Source organism: Comamonas sp. CAH-2, assembly GCF_009668305.1.
Lineage (GTDB): Bacteria > Pseudomonadota > Gammaproteobacteria > Burkholderiales > Burkholderiaceae_C > Comamonas > Comamonas aquatica.
Map to the genome: position 1 here is coordinate 18,218 of NZ_VSWF01000013.1, position 17,912 is coordinate 36,129.

Consider the following 17,912-nt stretch of genomic DNA (forward strand, 5'->3'; position numbering starts at 1 on the left):
GCGGGGAAATTCCATTTTTTTGATAGCTGTTTGCGCTGACTGCATCAGCGCTACCAGCGTTTTTGGCGCAGACGTTAGCGTTGTGCCAGCGCCCGCCGCGTCAACGGCGCACGCCGCCGAACTGCCAGTCCGGCATGGCGCGGGCAATGCTGTGCACCACCAGGGCCGTCAAGGCGCACTTGATCAGGTCGCCGGGGATGAAGGCCACATTCACCCAGATGGCCTGGGTCAGCGGCAGCTTGGCAATCCATACCAGGCCGGCGATGCCAAAGGCATACAGCACGGCAATGCAGCCCACGGTCGAGGCGACGAAGGCGCTGCCCGCGGCGCGCAGGGGTGTGGACTTGGGCAGCAGCGCCATCAGCCAGCCGGTGACGAAGGCCGCAGCCGTCCAGCCCACCAGGTAGCCCGTGGTCGGGGCCATGAACACGCCCAGGCCGCCACGGCCGCCCGACAACAGGGGCAGACCGGCGGCCACGGCCACCAGGAACACCAGCATGGCCTGCAGGCCGCGCCAGGGGCCCAGCAGGCAGCCGGCCAGCATCACGCCCAGGGTCTGGATGGAGATGTGCACGCCCAGCGGCAGGTCGATCTTGGGGATCAGGCCCATCACGCCCAGCAGGGCGGCAAACAGGGCCACCAGGGCGATGGATTCGGAGTGGCGGCGGGTTAGGGCGGTGGTCATGGCAGGTGTTCCTAGCGGTGGTGACGGTATTTTATGCACGCCAAATTGCAGAAACGCATGCGGAACATGAATGCATCTGCATTTAAATCTGCATTTTTGACCGTGCCTAACTGCGTCGATCTGCGGGCGGTGATGCGGTGTGAAACACCGCATTTCGCGGCAATTGCCGGCAGGATGGAGCAAGCGCTGTTTATCCGCGTGCAAGCTGCCGGCAACCGCGTTCAACGGGTGTCAAAGCGCGTAGAACTTGGTGCGACGGGGCCGCGCAGCCCCGCACCGGCTGTCGCGACGCGGCGGGCTGCCGCAGACCGCACACCGGGGATGCCCGCCGAGGCCGGTGTGCGCCGTGCTCAGCGTGCCTGGCGGCGCACCTGTTCCAGCATCTGGCAGGCGGCTTCCACCGCCTGGCGCGCTGCGGGGCTGGCGACCAGCATGCGGGCAAAGCCGTGCACCATGCCTTCGGCGCGCGTCCATTGCACGGCCGGGCCTTGGGGCAAGGCCTGGAGTTGGCGGGCAAAGTCCTCGGCCTCGTCGCGCAGGATGTCGTGGCTGGCCGTGACGATGGCCGTGGGCGGCAGCTGCGGCAGGCTTGCGTGGCACAGGCTGGGGGTGCGCCAGGGCAGGTCGGCACCGCCCAGCACGCGCCAATACTCGTCCATGGCGCCGCCGGTCAGGCCGTAGCCCTGGGCGAACTCGGCCATGCTGGGCGTGGACAGGCCGGGCTGCAGGCAGGGGTAGAACAGCAGCAGGGCCTGGATCTGCGCGCGGTCGGCCGCGGGTTGCTGGATGGCATGCACCGCGCTGCACAGGGCCAGGTGGCCACCCGCGCTGTCACCGCCCAGCAGCACCTGGGGCTGGGCGAAGGGCAGCACGCCCTGCATCTGGTGCAGCCACTGCAGCACGGCGTGGGCATCGTCCACGGCGGCCGGGAAGGGGTTTTCGGGCGTGCGTCGGTAGTGCACGCTGAGCACGGTGTGGCCGCTGAAGTGGGCCAGGTGTTCGCACAGGTCGTCGTGCGTGTCCAGGCTGCCCACCATCCAGCCGCCGCCATGCAGCCAGACCAGGGTCTGGCCGCTGGCGCGGGCCGCCGGCGTGTAGCTGCGCACGGCAATCTCGCGCCCGGGGGCGCTGACAAAGTGCTGCTGGATGGCAATGCCCGGCAGCGGCTGGGTGCGCAGCAGGCGCGCCTGCAGTTCGCTGAGTAGGCGGCGGCGCTGCACATAGTCCAGCTGGGGTGTGGGTGTGTCCGCATCCAGTTGGGCAAAGCGGCGCTGGGTGTGTGCCAGGGCGGGATCGATGGGGGTGGGGTCAGGGGTGTGCATCATGAAAATCCATAGCTGTCAGCGCTTGCTGTGACTGCGTGAAATGCCTGTTTGGTGTGTCAAACCCCTGCCAGCCCGTCGGCCGCCGGGGCGCGGTACAGCAGCACCTTCAGGCTGCGTTCCTCGTCCACATCGGCAAAGGCGGCGGGGTTGGCGATGCGTTCCACGAACTGCAGCGTGGGCGCGATCTCGGCCATCTGGTCCTGGAGGAAGGCCGTGCCCAGTTCGGGCGCGTTCAGGCACAGCAGCACATGGCCGCCGGGGCGCAGCAGGTCGGGCAGGCGGCGCATCAGCTTGGCGTAGTCCTTGGTGGCCACAAAGCTGCCCTTCTGGTAGCTGGGCGGGTCGATGACGATCAGGTGGTAGGGGCCGCTGCGCGTGATCTTGCCCCAGCTGCTGAAGATGTCGTGCGCCAGAAAGCTGGCACCCGTCAGCCCGTTGAGCTGGTGGTTGTGCTGGCCGGTGGCCAGGGCGCCCTGGGCCATGTCCATGTTCAGCACCTGGCGCGCGCCGGCGTCCAGCGCAGCGACAGAGAAGGCGCAGGTGTAGGCGAACAGGTTCAGTACCTTCAGGCCGTGGCGGTGTTCGGGGTGCTGCGCGACGTGCGCGCGCACCCAGCGGCGGCCGGCGGCCATGTCCAGGAACAGGCCGTGGTTCTGGCCGCGCAGCACATGGGCGCGGTACTGCAGGCCGGCCTCGGTGACGATGTGCGGTTCGGGCACGCTGCCGCGCACCAGGCGTGTCTCGGCCTTGGTGCCGGGCTGGCGCATCTGGAAGACCCAGTTCAGCGGCTGGCCCTGGCCGATCTGCGCCCAGCGCGCGAGCAGGGCGCTGTCCAGGGCCTGCAGCGCGGCCTCGTCCAGCGGCTGGAAGCTGGTCAGCACCAGCACGGGGGGGAAGGCGTCCAGCACCAGGTGCTCGCAGCCGGGGTGGCGCCCGCCGCGGCCGTGGAACAGGCGGCAGGCATCGGTCGGGACTTCGAGCTGGGCGATGGTGTCGAGCAGGGCTTGCATGGCATTCACGGAAAAAACACAAGGGCGAGAGTATGCGGCCACAGCCCTGGCCCTGGCCGTGGCCGGTGTACGGCGCCTGCGGGCTGCGGTGCGCGGTGCGGCTGTCACACAGGCTTCACGCACTTGTCGCGAGCCTGTCACGGCAGTTGCCGACCATCGCGACACCCCGCTTTTGCAAGGATGCGCCCATGATTTCCGTGGACCAGATCGTCGACCTGCACCTGCCGCAATTGCAGCGGCACCCCCGACTCAGCCAGGGCGTGCGCGGCGTGCTGCGCCGGCTGCTGCGCGAGCAGAGCTTCCGCAGCTTTGCCCAGCAGTACCCGCACCTGGAGGGCTTCCAGTTCGTGGAGCAGGTGCTGGAGCACTTTGCCTTCAGCACTGCCGTGCGCGACAACGAGCGCGAGCGCATTCCCGCCCACGGGCGCGTGGTCATCATCGCCAACCACCCCATCGGCTCGCTGGACGGCCTGGCCCTGCTGAACATGGTGGGCGGCATCCGCCGCGACGTGAAGATCGTCGCCAACGGCCTGCTGGCCGAGCTGGCGCCGCTCAAGCGCCTGCTGCTGCCGGTGACCATGATGGGCGGGCGCAGCGCGGCGCGCCAGCTCAAGGCCATCATGGAACACTTGCAGGGCGAGGGCGCGGTCATCATCTTCCCGGCGGGCGAAGTCTCGCGCCTGCACCCCGAGGGCGTGCGCGATGGCCGATGGAACCCTGGTTTCCTGCGTCTGGCCGACCAGGCCCAGGCGCCCATCGTGCCCATCCACATCGACGGGCGCAATTCGGCGCTGTTCTACGGCGCCTCGCTGCTGTACAAGCCCCTGGCCACGCTGCTGCTGGTCAAGGAGATGTTCGGTCAGCACCAAAAGAGCATCGCCTTGCGCATCGGCCACCCGATCCCGCACAGCAGCTACGGCAGCCTACCGGTCGAGCCCGAGGCCGCCGCCAAGCTGCTGCGCAAGCACCTGTACCGCGTGGCCCAGGACAAGCCCAATCTGCTGAAGGTGGAGACGGCGATCGCCCACCCGGTCAACCGCAGCGCCCTGGCCCAGGCCGTGACGGCCTGCGAGCTGCTGGGCGAGACCCCGGACGGCAAGCGCATCCACCTGTTCCGCGGGCCGCTGGATTCGCCCATCCTGCGCGAGGTGGGGCGGCTGCGCGAGCTGTCCTTCCGCGCCGTGGGCGAGGGCAGTGGCGCCCGCCGCGACCTGGACCGCTATGACGCCCACTACGACCACCTGATCCTGTGGGACCCGCAGGACCTGGAGATCGCCGGTGCCTACCGCATGGCGCGCACCGCCCAGGTGCTGGCCGAGCAGGGGGTGGAGGCCTTGTACACGCACAGCCTGTTCGAGTTCACGCCCGGCATGCAGAGTTTTTTGCATCAGGGGCTGGAGCTGGGTCGCTCCTTCGTGCAACCGCGCTACTGGGGAAAGCGTTCGCTGGACTACCTGTGGTTTGGCATCGGAGCCTACATCCAACGCTATCCGGAATGCCGCTACCTGTTCGGCCCGGTGTCCATCAGCCGCGAAATGCCCCAGGCGGCGCGCGATCTGCTGATCTACCACTACCGCACGCACTACGGCGCCGCCTGCCTGGCCCACGCCCGCCGGCCCTATGTGCCGGGCGAGGGGCTGGAGATGTGCTCGCAGTTCACGGGCGAGGACAGCGCGGCCGACTTCGTGCGCCTCAAGCACCTGCTGGCCCACATGGGCTCCAGCGTGCCCACGCTGTACAAGCAGTACGCCGAAGTGGCCGAGCCCGGGGGCGTGCGCTTCCTGGACTTTGGCGTGGACCCGGATTTCTCGCACTGCGTCGATGGCCTGGTGCTGGTGGACGTGCAGCGCCTGAAGCCGCACAAGCGCGACCGCTACATGCCCCGCCGTGAGGCAGAGGCCGAAACCGGGGCCGGAGTCGTGACCGAAACCGCTACGGCCTGATCGCACAGTAGCGCTTATAAATAAAAGCAGAGCAGCAGGCGCCCGCCAGATGGGCGCCTGCTGCTTTTTTTTTATGCCTGGTCGCCGGGGCGGGCGCTGGGGGGGCGCAGTGTCGCACGTGGTATTCCAAAAAAGATACAAAACAGTCGCAGATGGGCGCATGCAATGTGGGTATTGCGTATCTTTTTTGAGATTAAGATGCTTTCTTAGCAACCCTCACAGCCTGCGCGTCGCGTGCGGCAGGCCCGTCCGATATGGAACTGCAGTCTCTACAGCCACTGGCACAGCAACTGTTTGCCGACATTCGTGCGCTGACTTTCGATGGCGTGGGCGTCACCCGTGCCAGCTATGGGGCCGGTGAAAACGCCTGTGCCCGCCATCTGGAGGCCTTTGCCCGCGCCGAGGGGCTGGAGGTGACCACCGACCGCGCCGGCAATTTCATCTACAGCGACCCGGCCGACACCCGCCAGGGGCCGGTCATCTGGACAGGATCGCACCTGGATTCCGTGCCGCAGGGCGGCAATTACGACGGCCTGGCCGGCATCGTCGCCGGCCTGCTGGTGCTGATTGCGGCCAAGCGCCAGGGCGTGACGCTGCCCGCGCCGCTGCAGGTGATCGGTTTCCGCGGTGAGGAGAGCGCCTGGTTCGGCAAGGCCTACATGGGCTCGGGCGCGCTGTGGGGCAAGCTGACTGCGGCCGACCTGGCCCTGCAGCGCCGAGAGGACGGCGTGACCTTGGGCGACGCCCTGGCCGCCTGCGGCGCCGACCTGGCCGCCATCGCCCGCCAGGACAAGCTGTTCAACCCTGCCGACATCCGCGCCTATGTGGAGCTGCACATCGAGCAGGGCCCGGTGATGGTGGCGCGCGAGATCCCCGTGGGCGTGGTCAGCGGCATCCGCGGCAATGTGCGCCACAACAAGATCGAATGCTTTGGCGAGGCCCAGCACTCCGGCGTGGTGCCGCGCTGGCTGCGCAAGGATGCGGTGTTCGCCGTGTCCGACCTGATCGTGCGCCTGGACACCCACTGGCGCGCGCTGCTGGAGCGCGGCACCGACCTGGTGGTGACCTGCGGCGTGGTGCAGACCAACCCGGCCGAGCATTCCATCTCGCGCGTGCCGGGCTATGCGCATTTCAGCTTCGAGGCGCGCAGCAAGAGCAGCGACACGCTGGAAGCCTTCTACCAACTGGTGCAGGCCGAGATGGCCTCCATCGAGCGCGAGCGCGGCGTCAAGTTCCAGCTGGACCGCCGCCTGCTGAGCGAGCCCGCCGTCACCGACCCCCAGCTGTGCGACCTGATGGCCAAGGCCTGCCGCGAGCGCGGCATTGCCCACGAGCGCATCCCCAGCGGGGCCGGCCACGATGCGGCCCTGTTCGCCAACGGCGGCGTGCCCTCGGCCATGGTGTTCGTGCGCAACCAGCATGGTTCGCACAACCCGCACGAGGCCATGGAGCTGTCGGACTTCATGCTCGGCACCCAGGTGATGGCCGACACCATCGCCGCCATTCCCGTGGCCCCGGCCTCGGTATAGTCGCGGGCAGCCCGGCCTTCCCCGCACGCCACCATGACCACGGACCCCTTCACCTCCCACATCGACTATGCCGCGCTGGGCGACCGCCTGCGCGCCTACCGCATGGGGGCGGGCCTGCAGGCCGACGAGGTGGCGCAGCAGCTGGGCGTGTCGCGCGCCGTGGTCTACCGCATGGAAAAAGGCGAGATCGTCAAGATCGACACCCTGGAGCGGCTGGCCCACCTGCTGGGCACCAGCCTGGCCTCGCTGCTGGGGGTGGAAGCCGAGTACTACGCCTCGGCGCTGGCGCTGTTCGAACGCATGCGCCAGCTGGAGCAGACCTCGGACCGCATCCTGGCGCATTTCGAGCCGATCTCGCTGCTGCTGATGTCCGAGCACTACCTGGAGCACCTGGGCCTGATGCTGGCCGAGGCCTTGCCGCAGGGCGCTGATGCCCCGCTGCACGCGCGCCAGGCGCAGCAGATCATGGACATCCTGCGCGAGCGGCGGCTGAACTTCGAGCGGCGCAAGCCGCACATCGTCAGCCTGATCGGTCTGCGCGAGCTGGAGCGCTTCGTGCAGACCGGCCTGATCGGCCGCATGGACGTGGCACCTGGCGTGCGCCGCGCCCGTGTGCAGGCCGCGCGCCAGGAGGTGCAGCGCATCGCCGAGCTGATGGACAGCGAGCCCTGGTACGCCCAGGTGGGGCTGGTGGACGATGCCATGCCCTCGGCCACCTACCAGGTGCTGATCGGCGCCCAGCACCGGGTGCTGATGCACAGCCCGTTCCGCCTGGGTGAGCTGCCGAATGTGCGCAACGGCATCGCCATGGTGACCGCCTCGCAGGAGGCCGTGGCGCTGCACGAGCGCATGACCACGAATTTATGGGCCACGGCCAGCAAGGGCCCCGCCGGCGCACAGCGCCTGCGCGCCTTGCTGGAACGCACGGCCCCGGACTGACCAAGAAAGAAGATTGCAATGACACCTTTGATGAGCCAGCAGGCCGCGGCCTGGTTGTTGGAAGCCGGTTGTGTGGAAGTGCGCACCGATGCGCCCTTCGTGCTGCCCTCGGGCTGGGCCAGCCCGGTGTACATGGATGCCACGCGCCTGATCTCGCTGCCCACCATCCGCCGCGAGCTGATGAAGCAGGGCGTGCAGCGCCTGCTGGATGCCGGCGCCCTGCAGGGCCTGAGCGCCGTGGCCGGCGGCGAGTCCAGCGGCATCGCCTTTGCCGCCTGGTTTGCCGAGAAGCTGGACATGCCGCTGCAGTACGTGCGCAAGCGCGCCGTGGGTAGCCGCCAGATCGAAGGCACGGTGGAGCCCGGTGGCAAGGTGCTGCTGGTGGACGACATGGTGTCTGCCGGCCAGTACAAGCTGAGCTTCATCGACGCCCTGCGGGCCCAGGGCGCGCGCGTGGAAGACCTGTTCGTGGTCTTCGACTACGCCTGCTTCGGCTCCGATGCGGTGCTGGCCCAGCACGGCGTGCGCGTGCACGCGCTGTGCAACTGGCAGGACGTGCTGGCCATGGCCTTCCAGCGTGGTGGCTTCTCGGTCGAGCAACTGGCCGTGTGGCAGACCTTCCTGCAGGACCCGGCCAAGTGGTCGCTGGCCCACGGCGGGATCGGCAAGTAAAAAAACAGAGCGCCTTGCGCGCGCCCTGCCAGCATTTGCGATCGATTGTTGGCAGAAACGCGCTGCAGCCGTGCGCAGGCTGCTCCTGAAATGCGCAATGCAAAAAGCCTGCTGATCCAGCAGGCTTTTTGGTGTTGGTACCAGGGCGGCGATCAGGCGGCCACGGCGGCCTTCACATCGTTGGCAGCGCTTTCAAAGGCGGCGGCCACAGCGTCGGGGCCCATGCCCAGACCTTCGGCGCGCACAAAGCGCACGTCGGTGACGCCGAAGAAGCCCATCACCACCTTCAGGTAGCTTTCCTGGTGCTCCATGGCCTGACCGGCTTCGCTGGTGGAGTACATGCCGCCGCGCGAGGAGGCGATGATCACGGTCTTGCCCTTGGCCAGGCCTTCAGGGCCGTTGGCGGTGTAGCGGAAGGTGCGGCCGGGCTGGGCGATGCGGTCGATCCAGGCCTTCAGCTGGGTGGGGATGCTGAAGTTGTAGAACGGGGCACCGATCACGACCACGTCGGCCGCCAGGAACTGGCTCACCAGCTGTTCGGACACGGCGTTCTCTGCCACTTGCTCGGCGGTCAGGCCGTCGGTCTGGCCGGTGCGGGGGGTCATCGCGGCCATGGTGAAGTGGTTGGGGGCCTGGGCCACCAGGTCCAGGTAGGTCACTTCGGTGCCGGCGTGCTTGGCCGTCCAGGCGTTGACGATTTGCTGGGTCAGCTTGCGCGAAGCCGAGTTGTCGCCGGTGATCGCAGAGTCAATGTGCAGCAGTTTCAAGGGGTGCTCCTGAGAAATCAAAGTTCGATGGGTTGAAGTATGCATTGATCCCGCTGTTCCGATAAGTCATCGAAAATGCGATAGATTGTTCTGAATATCGATTCAATCGGATCCAACCATGCAAGATCTCAATGACATGCTGTACTTCGCCGAGGTGGTGGAGCGCGGGGGCTTCGCCGCGGCCGGCCGGGCCCTGGGCATTCCCAAGTCGCGGCTGTCGCGCCGCATTGCCGAGCTGGAGGCCCGCCTGGGCGTGCGCCTGCTGCAGCGCACCACGCGCAAGCTGTCACTGACCGAGGTGGGGTCGGCCTATCTGCGCCATTGTCAGGCCATGCGCGATGCCGCCGAGGCCGCGCAGGACACGGTCGAGCAGGTGCAAAGCGAGCCGCGCGGCACGGTGCGCGTCAGCTGCCCGGTCACCCTGTCGCAGACCGTGCTGGCCCCGCTGATGCCGCTGTTCCTCGAGAAATACCCCCAGGTGCGGGTGGAGATGATGGTGGTCAACCGCCCCGTCAACGTGGTGGAAGAGGGCGTGGATGTGGCCCTGCGGGTGCGCTCCACGCTGGAAGACAGTGCCAGCATGGTCGTCAAGCGCCTGGGGCTGGCCAACCAGATCCTGCTGGCCAGTCCGGCCTATCTGCAACGCCAGGGCACGCCGCAGAACCCGCAGGACCTGCTGCAGCACCATGTGCTGTCGATGTCGGTCTTCGACGGTGTGGCGCACTGGCGCCTGCGCAGCGACACCGGCGCCGAGGTGCAGTTGCAGCCCCAGGTGCGCTACATGGCCGACGATTTGCTGACCCTCAAGTATGCGGTGCTGGGCGGCGCGGGCGTGTGCTATCTGCCCGACTACATGTGCCAGGCCGAGATGGACCGGGGCGAGCTGGTGCATGTGCTGCCGCAATGGCGCTTCCCGCTGAGCATCGTCCATGCCGTGTTCGGCTCGCGCCGCGGCCTGACCCCGGCGGTGCGCAGCTTTCTGGATTTCCTGGGTGAGCACATGGCCAGCCACGGCCCGGGCCCTGACACCGGGGTGCGGACCGGCTGAGCAGGCGTGCCCTGTTGTCCACCACCGACACAGAAGCCCTTCGATTCCTGGGTGGTCGGGGTGGCAAGGCCAGCAAACCGTGGCAGAATTCATAACAGGAATAATTCTCACTCTGAAGCAAAGCCCGAATGGCGGTGCTTCTCCTGTTTGGCCAGCGCACCCGCTGGCCGTCCCCTGACCACTGGAAGCGAAGAAGATGAAAATTTGGAAGACGGCGCTGTGCCTGAGCTTGGTTGGCGCGGCCACTTTGGCCCAGGCTGCACAGCCCCAGGCTGTGACGGTGTACTCCGCACGCATTGAAGCCCTGCTCAAGCCCACGTTGGACGAATACACCAAGCAGACCGGTGTCAAGATCAACCTGCTGACCGACAGCGGTGGCTCCCTGACCGAGCGCCTGGCCGCCGAAGGCGCCAGTTCGCCCGCCGACGTGCTGATCACCGTGGACGTGGGCAATCTGTGGAACGTGGCCGAGCGCGGCCTGCTGCAGAAGGTGGATTCGCCCCTGCTGAACGCCAATGTGCCCGCCAACTTCCGCGACCCCGGCAACCGCTGGTGGGGTCTGTCGGAGCGCTCGCGCACCATTTTCTTCTCGGCCGACCGCGTCAAGCCTGAGCAGCTGAGCACCTACGAAGACCTGGCCGACCCCAAGTGGAAGGGCAAGCTGTGCCTGCGCACCTCCAAGCAGGCCTACACCCAGTCGCTGGTGGCCATGCTGATCGCCAAGCACGGTGTGGAGAAGTCCGAAGCCATCGTCAAGGGCTGGGTCAACAACCTGGCGGGTGACGTGTTCACCAACGACACCAGCCTGCTGAAGGCGATTGCCGCCGGCCAGTGCGACGTGGGCATTGCCAACACCTACTACTTTGGCCGCATCCTGGCCAAGGAACCTGACTTCAACAAGCAGGTCAAGCTGTTCTGGGCCAACCAGGGCAAGAACGAGGGCGGCGCCCACGTGAACCTGTCCGGCGCTGGTGTGACCAAGCACGCTAAGAACCCCGAAGGCGCGCGCAAGCTGCTGGAATGGCTGTCCTCGGCCAATGTGCAGACGGCTTACACTCACGGCACGTACGAAAGCCCGATCAATCCCAAGGCGGATGTCGATCCCATCGTCAAGGCCTGGGGCAAGTTCACGCCCAGCCCTCTGAATGCTTCGGACATCGGCTCCAAGCAAGCGGAAGCGATCAAGCTGCTGGATCGTGTAGGCTATCGTTAATCGATTTTTTGGAATTAGGTTCGACCCTTGTCTGTTGTAGACCATGCCGCGCCAGCGCACCGCTGGCGCGGTTTTGCTTTTGCGCTGCCCATCGCCTTGCTGACCATCGTGCCTTTGCTCACGGTGGTCGGCATGGCATTGACGCCCCAGCCTGAGATCTGGCAGCACCTGTGGAACTACGTGCTGCCGCGCGTGCTGGGCAACACCTTGCTGCTGATGCTGCTGGTGGGCAGCGTGGTGCTGGTGGTGGGCGTGCCCCTGGCCTGGCTGACGGCGATGTGCGAATTTCCGGGCCGCAAGTTCTTTGCCTGGGCCCTGGTGTTGCCGCTGGCCATTCCGGCCTATGTGCTGGCCTTCGTACAGATGGGCCTGTTCGAATATGCCGGGCCGGTGCAGCGCCTGCTGCGCGAGGTGGTGGGCAGCAGCCACTGGTTCCCCGACATCCGTGGCAGCCTGTGGGGTCTGGTCATGGTGCTGGTCATGGCCTTCTACCCCTACGTCTACCTGATGGCGCGCAGCGCGTTCCTGACGCAAGGGCACCGCAGCATGGAGGCGGCGCAGGCCCTGGGCTACAGCCCCCTGGCCGCGTTCTTCAAGGTGGCCTTGCCCCTGGCGCGGCCCTGGATCGGCGCCGGCCTTGCCCTGGTGCTGATGGAGGTGCTGGCCGACTTCGGTGCGATCTCGGTCTTCAACTTCGACACCTTCACCACGGCCTTGTACAAGTCGTGGTTCAACCTGTTCAATATCACGGCCGCCGCGCAGCTGGCCGCAATCCTGGTACTGGTGGTGCTGGTGCTGGTGGCGGCGGAGCAGCGCTCGCGCCGCGCCAAGCGCTTCCACGTCAGCAACCCACAGCAGCAGCGCACCGTGCTGCAGGGTGGCCGCCGCTGGCTGGCGTTCGCCGCCTGCGCCCTGGTGTTTGGCGCGGCCTTTGCCGTGCCCATGGTGCAGATCGTGGCCTGGGTGTGGTCGGTGTGGCGCCAGGACCTGAACAGTGACTACTGGGGCTATGTCTGGAACACGCTGTGCCTGGCGCTGTTCACGGCCGCCGTGACCACGGTGTTTGCCCTGCTGCTGTCGTGGACACGGCGCCGCCACAGCGACCCCTGGACGGCCTGGACCGTGCGCCTGGCCGTGTTGGGCTATGCCATGCCCGGCGTGGTGCTGGCGGTGGGCGTGTTCGTGCCGATTGCCTGGCTGGACGAGCGTCTCATCGCCCTGCTGGCCCCGCTGGGGATCGAGACCCTGGCCATCCTCAAGGGCAGCCTGGCCGGTATGCTGCTGGCGCTGGCCGCACGCTTCATGGCCGTGGCCTACAACGCCACGGACGCGGCCATGCAGCGCATCACGCGCAGCCAGGAGGAGGCCTGCGCCTCCCTGGGCCTGGGGCCGTGGCAGACCTTGCGCCGCCTGCACCTGCCGCTGCTGCGCACGGGCCTGCTGTCCGCCTTCCTGATGGTGGTGGTGGACGTGATGAAGGAAATGCCCATCACGCTGATGATGCGCCAGTTCGGCTGGGACACCCTGGCTGTGCGCGTGTTCCAGCTGACCTCCGAGTCCATGTGGGACCAGGCGGCCTTGCCCGCGCTGGCGATTGTGCTGGTGGGGCTGCTGCCCGTGATCCTGCTGGTGCTGCAGACCGAGAAACAACCGTCTGCGGCCGGTTGAACATCGCCGAGATTTTGTGATGCTTGAAGTCAAAAACGTTTCACTGGGATACGGCGCCACCACGGTGGTGCAGAACGTCAGCCTGCGTCTGGACCAGGGCGAGATCGGTTGTCTGCTGGGCCCTTCGGGCTGCGGCAAGACCACCTTGCTGCGGGCCATCGCCGGCTTCGAGCCGGTGCGTGCCGGCCACATCGACCTGCAAGGCCGCACGGTGGCGGCCGTGGCGCAGCGCGTGCCACCCCAGCACCGCGACATCGGCATGGTGTTCCAGGACCATGCGCTGTTCCCGCACCTGACGGTGGACGGCAATGTGGGCTTCGGCCTGCAGCAGCTGTCCAAGACCGAGCGGGTCGCGCGCGTGCAGGAAATGCTGGAGCTGGTGGGTCTGCAGGGCATGGGCCAGCGCTGGCCGCATGAGCTGTCGGGCGGCCAGCAGCAGCGCGTGGCGCTGGCGCGGGCCCTGGCTCCCAAGCCCCGCCTGCTGCTGATGGACGAACCCTTCTCCAGCCTGGACACCACCATGCGCGAGAGCATCGCGCGCGAAGTGCGCGCCATCCTCAAGCACGCCAAGGCCACGGCCCTGATGGTCACGCACGACCAGAACGAAGCGTTTGCCATGGCCGACAACGTGGGCGTCATGTCGCACGGCCAGCTCATGCAGTGGGGCAATGCCGTGCAGGTCTACTGCGCACCGGCCACGCAGGAAGTGGCCCGTTTCGTGGGCGAGGGCGCGCTGGTGCGCGCGCAATCCACGCCTGGGGGCCAGTGGCAGACGGCGCTGGGCATGTTGCCTGCCGGTCACCCGCATTTCCAGACCGAACAAGGGGTGCAGGTGCTGCTGCGGCCCGAGCATGTGCGCCTGGTGGAACAGGGGGTGAGTGCCCAGGTGCGGGAGCGGACCTTCCGCGGCAGCCACTTCGTGTTCGAGCTGGAGCTGCCCGACGGTCAGCCCATCATGGCCAAGGCCTCGCTGAATGCCTTGTACGGCAGTTGCGATACCGTGCGCATCGGTCTGGCTGCCGATCTCTAAGTCAGCAAACCATAGCTACCGGCGCCCATCCCGCAAGGGCTAGGGCGCTTTTTCATGCCCAGAATCTGGCGGTCCACTTGCCCGGCCTGTACCGTGGACCGCCGGTGCTACAGGTGTGGTGCATGCCTGGGGTGCCTGTTGACTGCAAGGGGCATGCGGTGGCATCTGTCTAGCAACCCCAAGGGGATGGTGCGCTCCACGCAGGCATCGGCAAAGAGGGCAGTGCCTGTGCACCGCACCGCCGGCTCCCATGGATTGATCCATGGGGGCCGGCCCGGTGTTGTATGCGCCATCTTGATGGCGCGCGGCTGCATCTGAATGCGGGCTTGAGGCCGGCGCTTCTAGATTCCCTGCATCGCAACCACGGGCATGCACGGGCAGCCCTTCCAAGTATGAAACCTATCGCCATTCTTCAGCATGAAGCCACCCAGGGGCCGGGGGTGCTTGAGGAGTTCCTGCAGCAGCAGGGCATTGCTTACGAGCTGATCCAGCCTTGCCATGCCGGCCTGGCCCCGCAGCATGCCGCGGATTTCCGCGGGCTGGTGGTGCTGGGCAGCAACCACTGCGCGAACGAGCCGCTGCCATGGATCGACGCAGAGCGGTGCCTGCTGCAAGACGCACTGGCCCATGATGTGCCTGTGCTGGGGCATTGCTTTGGCGCCCAGATGCTGGCGCGCGCCATGGGCGGGCGGGTGTGGCGCAACCCGTGCCCCAACATCGGCTGGAGCCAGGCCTGGGTGACGCCCAAGGCGCAAGCGCTGCTGCAGCTGCCGCGCGAGATCACGCTGTTCAACTGGCACTACGACACCTTCGAAATTCCCCAGGGTGCGCAGCGCAGCATGTTTGGCGCCTATTGTCTGAACAAAGGCTTTGTGCACGGCCGCAACTGGGCGTTCCAGGGGCACCTGGAAGTGACGGCACACAGCGTGCAAGCCTGGTGTGACGCAGGACGGGAGGAGCTGTGCCAGGCCCGGGGCCCCGCCGTGCAGCGCCAGGCACAAATACTGGCCCAGCTGCCGCAGCGCATGCAGGCGCTGCGGGCCCTGGCGGTGCGCGTGTATGGAGCCTGGGTGGCGCAGCTGGAGCAGCCCACCGAAGCACGCATCGGCCAGCCTGGCGGCACCCTGGTCGATGCGGGCGGGGCAGGCCCGCAGCCCACACCGCAGTGTGCGCTGCAGTACCAGGCTGCCCTGGCCGCGCGCACCCGGGAGATCCTGGCGCGGTCTGCGCGCTGAGGCGATCCCCAGCCTGCGTGGCGGCAATCTTGATGCCGTCTTGATACCCGGATGGACATTCTCTACACGGTATTGACGGGGGAATTTCTACATTCGATCCATGGACCTTCGGCGGCATCCCCCTGCGCAGTGCAGGGGAGAGCCACCGGTCATTGGAGAAACGAAATGCCCATCAGCCACTGGATGGAAGCCCTCGCCGCCTGTATGGCGTTCGGCCTGTTTGTGTACCTGGCCTATGCGCTGCTGCGCCCTGAGAAATTCTGAGGAGACGGCCATGCACGCACTGCAAGACCTGCTGTTTGTCAGCCTCACGGTTGTCTGTTTTGTCGCCCTGCTGGGCTTTGTCCGCGCCCTGGTGCGCATCTGAAGGGGATGGCCATGTGGTTACCCTGGATCGAATTTGCCGTGGTCCTGGCCGTCATGGCGCTGCTGGCCATCCCCATGGGGCAATGGCTGGCGCGCTGCTTTACCAGCGAGCACCATACCTGGCTGGAGCGCTGCACCTATGGCGCCCTGGGCGTCAACCCGCAGGAGCGCATGACCTGGCAGCGCTATGGCGCCAGCCTGCTGCTGTCCAACGCCATGATGATGCTGCTGGGCTACCTGATCTTGCGCCTGCAGGGCGGCCTGCCGCTGAATCCGCTGGACATCGCCGCACAGTCGCCGGATCTGGCCTTCAACACGGCGGCCTCCTTCATCACCAACACCAACTGGCAGGCCTATGCCGGTGAAAGCAGCCTGAGCAATGCCACGCAGATGGCGGCCATCACCTTTCTGATGTTTGCCGGTGCGACGACCGGCGTCGCTGCTGCCGGCGGCTTTGTGCGCGGCCTGGCACGCTCGAGCAGCCAGGACCTGGGCAATTACTGGGTGGACTATGTGCGCGTGCTCTGGCGCGTGCTGCTGCCGCTGTCGCTGCTGGTGGCGCTGTTCTATGTCTGGCAGGGCATCCCCCAGACGCTGCAGACCGAGACCGTGGTCACCACGCTGGAAGGCACGCGCCAGCAGCTGATGGTGGGGCCGGTGGCCAGCCTGGAAAGCATCAAGCACCTGGGCACCAACGGCGGCGGTTTTTTCAGCATGAACGCGGCGCACCCGTTCGAGAACCCCACGCCGCTGACGAATGTGGTGCACATCCTGTCGATGCTGCTGATCCCCTCGGCGCTGACCTACGCCTGCGGCGCCATGCTGCTGCGCCGCCGCCAGGGCTGGGTGCTGCTGGGCGCCTGCCTGGTGATGTTCGTCGGCTTCCTGAGCCTGGTGTTTGTGGCGGAGCAGCGCGGTAGCGATCTGCTGGCCCGCGCCGGGGCCGACCAGCAGTGGAGCCCGCTGCAGCCGGGTGGCAACATGGAAGGCAAGGAGCTGCGCTTCGGGATTGCCGACACCGCTTTGTTTGTGACCACCACCACCGCGGCGACCACGGGTTCGGTCAACGCCATGCACGACTCGCTGACCCCTCTGGGCAGCATCACACCGCTGGCGCAGATGATGCTCAACTGCGTCTTCGGCGGCGATGGCGTGGGGCTGATCAACCTGCTCCAGTACGCGATCCTGACCGTGTTCCTCGCGGGGATGATGATCGGGCGCACGCCCGAGTTCCTGGGCAAGAAGATCGAGGTGCGCGAGATCAAGCTCGTCATGCTCTCGGTGCTGGCCCATCCGGCCATCATGCTGGGCTTCACCGCGCTGGCGGTCCTGTGGCCCGACACGGCGGCCAGCCTGAACAACCGCGGCCCCCATGGGTTCTCGGAAATCCTCTATGCCTATGCCTCGGCCACCGCGAACAACGGTTCCGCCTTTGCCGGGCTCAACGCCAACACGCCGTTCTTCAACACCACGATCGGCCTGGCCATGATCGCGGGCCGTTTCCTGACGCTGCTGCCCCTGCTGGCCGTGGCTGGCAGCCTGGCCGCCAAGGCCACGGTGCCCGCAGGCCCCGGCACCTTCCCGACGGCCACGCCGCTGTTCATGGGGCTGCTGGTGTTCGTGGTGCTGGTGGTGGGCGGGCTGACCTTCCTGCCGGCCCTGGCGCTGGGCCCTGTGATCGAGCACCTGCAAATGCTGCTGGGCCAGCTGTACGCATAACCCTTTTTCTGCACCGGCGCCGGCCATCCCCGGCGCCCAGGAGCCAGCTATGACATCCTCTTCTTCTCTTCGCGCCACGGCGCAGGCCGCGCCATCGGCCATCCCCTCCGAAGGGCCTGCGGCCTCGATGTGGCAACTGCTGGGCAGCAGCGCGCGCGCGGCGCTGCTGGTGATGCTGGTTGCCGGCATCGCCTATCCCTTGCTGACCACCGGTGTGGCCCAGGTCCTGTTTCCGCATGCCGCCAACGGCAGCCTGATCGAGCGCGATGGGCAACGCATCGGCTCGGCGCTGATTGGCCAGCAGTTTGCGTCGGACGCTTACTTTCAGGGCCGCCCCAGCGCCACCCTGGGCGCCGACCCCGCGCAACCGGGGGCCAGCGTGCCTGCGCCCTACAACGCAGGGGCCTCGGGGGCCAGCAACCAGGGGGGCACCCACCAGGGCCTGGCCGAGGTGGTCGCGCAGCGCGTGGACCAGTACCGCGCCGTCAACGGACTGGCCGCGCAGGTGGCAGTGCCCGTGGATGCGGTGACCGCATCGGCCTCCGGTCTGGATCCGCACATCTCGCTGGCGAATGCGCAACTGCAGGTCGCCCGCGTGGCCAAGGCGCGTGGCCTGACGCCGGACAAGGTGCAGCAACTGGTGCAGGACCACACCCAGCCGCGCACCTTGTTCCTGCTGGGTGAGCCGCGGGTCCAGGTGCTGCAGCTCAATCTGGCGCTGGATGCGGCCGCCCCCACCACCGCCACGGACAAGGAGTAAGCC

16 protein-coding genes are annotated in these 17,912 nt (G+C 67.1%); 12 read left to right on the forward strand and 4 right to left on the reverse strand.

The genetic code is table 11. The features are described from left to right. Positions 1-100: 100 nt before the first annotated feature. The 3 genes from FYM52_RS09520 to FYM52_RS09530 form a co-directional block, all read right to left on the reverse strand. Positions 101-685: a biotin transporter BioY gene (locus FYM52_RS09520; RefSeq protein ID WP_154163901.1), complete on the reverse strand. Its 585-nt coding sequence runs from the start codon at positions 683-685 to the stop codon at positions 101-103. 350 nt (positions 686-1,035) lie between these two features. Next, positions 1,036-2,007, reverse strand: a complete 972-nt coding sequence (locus FYM52_RS09525; RefSeq protein ID WP_238826166.1) for an alpha/beta hydrolase — start codon at positions 2,005-2,007, stop codon at positions 1,036-1,038. 59 nt (positions 2,008-2,066) lie between these two features. Then, on the reverse strand, positions 2,067-3,020 hold the full coding sequence (locus FYM52_RS09530; RefSeq protein ID WP_154163903.1) for a class I SAM-dependent methyltransferase: 954 nt from the start codon (positions 3,018-3,020) through the stop codon (positions 2,067-2,069). Between the two features lie 188 nt (positions 3,021-3,208). On the opposite strand from FYM52_RS09530, the gene FYM52_RS09535 reads away from it, so the two are divergent. The 4 genes from FYM52_RS09535 to FYM52_RS09550 all read left to right on the forward strand — a co-directional run bounded on the left by FYM52_RS09535 (position 3,209) and on the right by FYM52_RS09550 (position 8,103). Then, entirely contained in the window at positions 3,209-4,963 is a 1,755-nt protein-coding gene (locus tag FYM52_RS09535) for a lysophospholipid acyltransferase family protein (RefSeq protein WP_154163904.1), read from the forward strand. Positions 4,964-5,217: 254 nt separating this feature from the next. After that, positions 5,218-6,492, forward strand: coding sequence for a hydantoinase/carbamoylase family amidase (locus tag FYM52_RS09540; RefSeq protein WP_154163905.1), 1,275 nt, complete (start codon positions 5,218-5,220; stop codon positions 6,490-6,492). Between the two features lie 33 nt (positions 6,493-6,525). Next, complete coding sequence (locus tag FYM52_RS09545) at positions 6,526-7,431, forward strand: helix-turn-helix domain-containing protein (RefSeq protein WP_042412898.1); 906 nt, start codon at positions 6,526-6,528, stop codon at positions 7,429-7,431. A gap of 18 nt (positions 7,432-7,449) precedes the next feature. Then, complete coding sequence (locus FYM52_RS09550; RefSeq protein WP_051519554.1) at positions 7,450-8,103, forward strand: orotate phosphoribosyltransferase; 654 nt, start codon at positions 7,450-7,452, stop codon at positions 8,101-8,103. A gap of 152 nt (positions 8,104-8,255) precedes the next feature. On the opposite strand, the gene FYM52_RS09555 is transcribed toward FYM52_RS09550, so the two are convergent. Continuing rightward, positions 8,256-8,870: an FMN-dependent NADH-azoreductase gene (locus FYM52_RS09555; RefSeq protein ID WP_042412894.1), complete on the reverse strand. Its 615-nt coding sequence runs from the start codon at positions 8,868-8,870 to the stop codon at positions 8,256-8,258. Between the two features lie 118 nt (positions 8,871-8,988). On the opposite strand from FYM52_RS09555, the gene FYM52_RS09560 reads away from it, so the two are divergent. From FYM52_RS09560 to kdpC, 8 genes are all read left to right on the forward strand, one after another. Beyond that, positions 8,989-9,918 (forward strand): LysR substrate-binding domain-containing protein, encoded by a 930-nt coding sequence (locus FYM52_RS09560; RefSeq protein ID WP_154163906.1) that lies wholly within the window; start codon positions 8,989-8,991, stop codon positions 9,916-9,918. A 196-nt stretch (positions 9,919-10,114) separates the two neighbouring features. Then, positions 10,115-11,131 carry an extracellular solute-binding protein gene (locus FYM52_RS09565; protein ID WP_043384683.1) on the forward strand — a complete coding sequence of 339 codons (1,017 nt, stop codon included), beginning with the start codon at positions 10,115-10,117 and terminating at the stop codon, positions 11,129-11,131. A gap of 27 nt (positions 11,132-11,158) precedes the next feature. Next, positions 11,159-12,799 (forward strand): iron ABC transporter permease, encoded by a 1,641-nt coding sequence (locus FYM52_RS09570; RefSeq protein WP_043384685.1) that lies wholly within the window; start codon positions 11,159-11,161, stop codon positions 12,797-12,799. A 19-nt stretch (positions 12,800-12,818) separates the two neighbouring features. Next, positions 12,819-13,829, forward strand: coding sequence for an ABC transporter ATP-binding protein (locus FYM52_RS09575; protein ID WP_154163907.1), 1,011 nt, complete (start codon positions 12,819-12,821; stop codon positions 13,827-13,829). A gap of 392 nt (positions 13,830-14,221) precedes the next feature. Beyond that, on the forward strand, positions 14,222-15,064 hold the full coding sequence (locus FYM52_RS09580; RefSeq protein WP_154163908.1) for a type 1 glutamine amidotransferase: 843 nt from the start codon (positions 14,222-14,224) through the stop codon (positions 15,062-15,064). A 165-nt stretch (positions 15,065-15,229) separates the two neighbouring features. After that, positions 15,230-15,328, forward strand: a complete 99-nt coding sequence (gene kdpF / locus FYM52_RS09585; protein ID WP_154163909.1) for a K(+)-transporting ATPase subunit F — start codon at positions 15,230-15,232, stop codon at positions 15,326-15,328. 114 nt (positions 15,329-15,442) lie between these two features. Then, positions 15,443-17,149: a potassium-transporting ATPase subunit KdpA gene (kdpA, locus tag FYM52_RS09590; protein ID WP_154163910.1), complete on the forward strand. Its 1,707-nt coding sequence runs from the start codon at positions 15,443-15,445 to the stop codon at positions 17,147-17,149. Positions 17,150-17,198: 49 nt separating this feature from the next. Then, positions 17,199-17,909, forward strand: a complete 711-nt coding sequence (gene kdpC, locus FYM52_RS09595; RefSeq protein WP_154163911.1) for a potassium-transporting ATPase subunit KdpC — start codon at positions 17,199-17,201, stop codon at positions 17,907-17,909. Positions 17,910-17,912 lie beyond the last annotated feature (3 nt).

Bases quoted from the DNA above. Each gene is read 5' to 3' on its own strand.
- FYM52_RS09520 (WP_154163901.1), bottom strand. From the start codon at position 685: ATGACCACCGCCCTAACCCGCCGCCACTCCGAATCCATCGCCCTGGTG.
- FYM52_RS09525 (WP_238826166.1), bottom strand. From the start codon at position 2,007: ATGCACACCCCTGACCCCACCCCCATCGATCCCGCCCTGGCACACACC.
- FYM52_RS09530 (WP_154163903.1), bottom strand. From the start codon at position 3,020: ATGCAAGCCCTGCTCGACACCATCGCCCAGCTCGAAGTCCCGACCGAT.
- FYM52_RS09535 (WP_154163904.1), top strand. From the start codon at position 3,209: ATGATTTCCGTGGACCAGATCGTCGACCTGCACCTGCCGCAATTGCAG.
- FYM52_RS09540 (WP_154163905.1), top strand. From the start codon at position 5,218: ATGGAACTGCAGTCTCTACAGCCACTGGCACAGCAACTGTTTGCCGAC.
- FYM52_RS09545 (WP_042412898.1), top strand. From the start codon at position 6,526: ATGACCACGGACCCCTTCACCTCCCACATCGACTATGCCGCGCTGGGC.
- FYM52_RS09550 (WP_051519554.1), top strand. From the start codon at position 7,450: ATGACACCTTTGATGAGCCAGCAGGCCGCGGCCTGGTTGTTGGAAGCC.
- FYM52_RS09560 (WP_154163906.1), top strand. From the start codon at position 8,989: ATGCAAGATCTCAATGACATGCTGTACTTCGCCGAGGTGGTGGAGCGC.
- FYM52_RS09565 (WP_043384683.1), top strand. From the start codon at position 10,115: ATGAAAATTTGGAAGACGGCGCTGTGCCTGAGCTTGGTTGGCGCGGCC.
- FYM52_RS09575 (WP_154163907.1), top strand. From the start codon at position 12,819: ATGCTTGAAGTCAAAAACGTTTCACTGGGATACGGCGCCACCACGGTG.
- FYM52_RS09580 (WP_154163908.1), top strand. From the start codon at position 14,222: ATGAAACCTATCGCCATTCTTCAGCATGAAGCCACCCAGGGGCCGGGG.
- kdpF (WP_154163909.1), top strand. From the start codon at position 15,230: ATGCCCATCAGCCACTGGATGGAAGCCCTCGCCGCCTGTATGGCGTTC.
- kdpA (WP_154163910.1), top strand. From the start codon at position 15,443: ATGTGGTTACCCTGGATCGAATTTGCCGTGGTCCTGGCCGTCATGGCG.
- kdpC (WP_154163911.1), top strand. From the start codon at position 17,199: ATGACATCCTCTTCTTCTCTTCGCGCCACGGCGCAGGCCGCGCCATCG.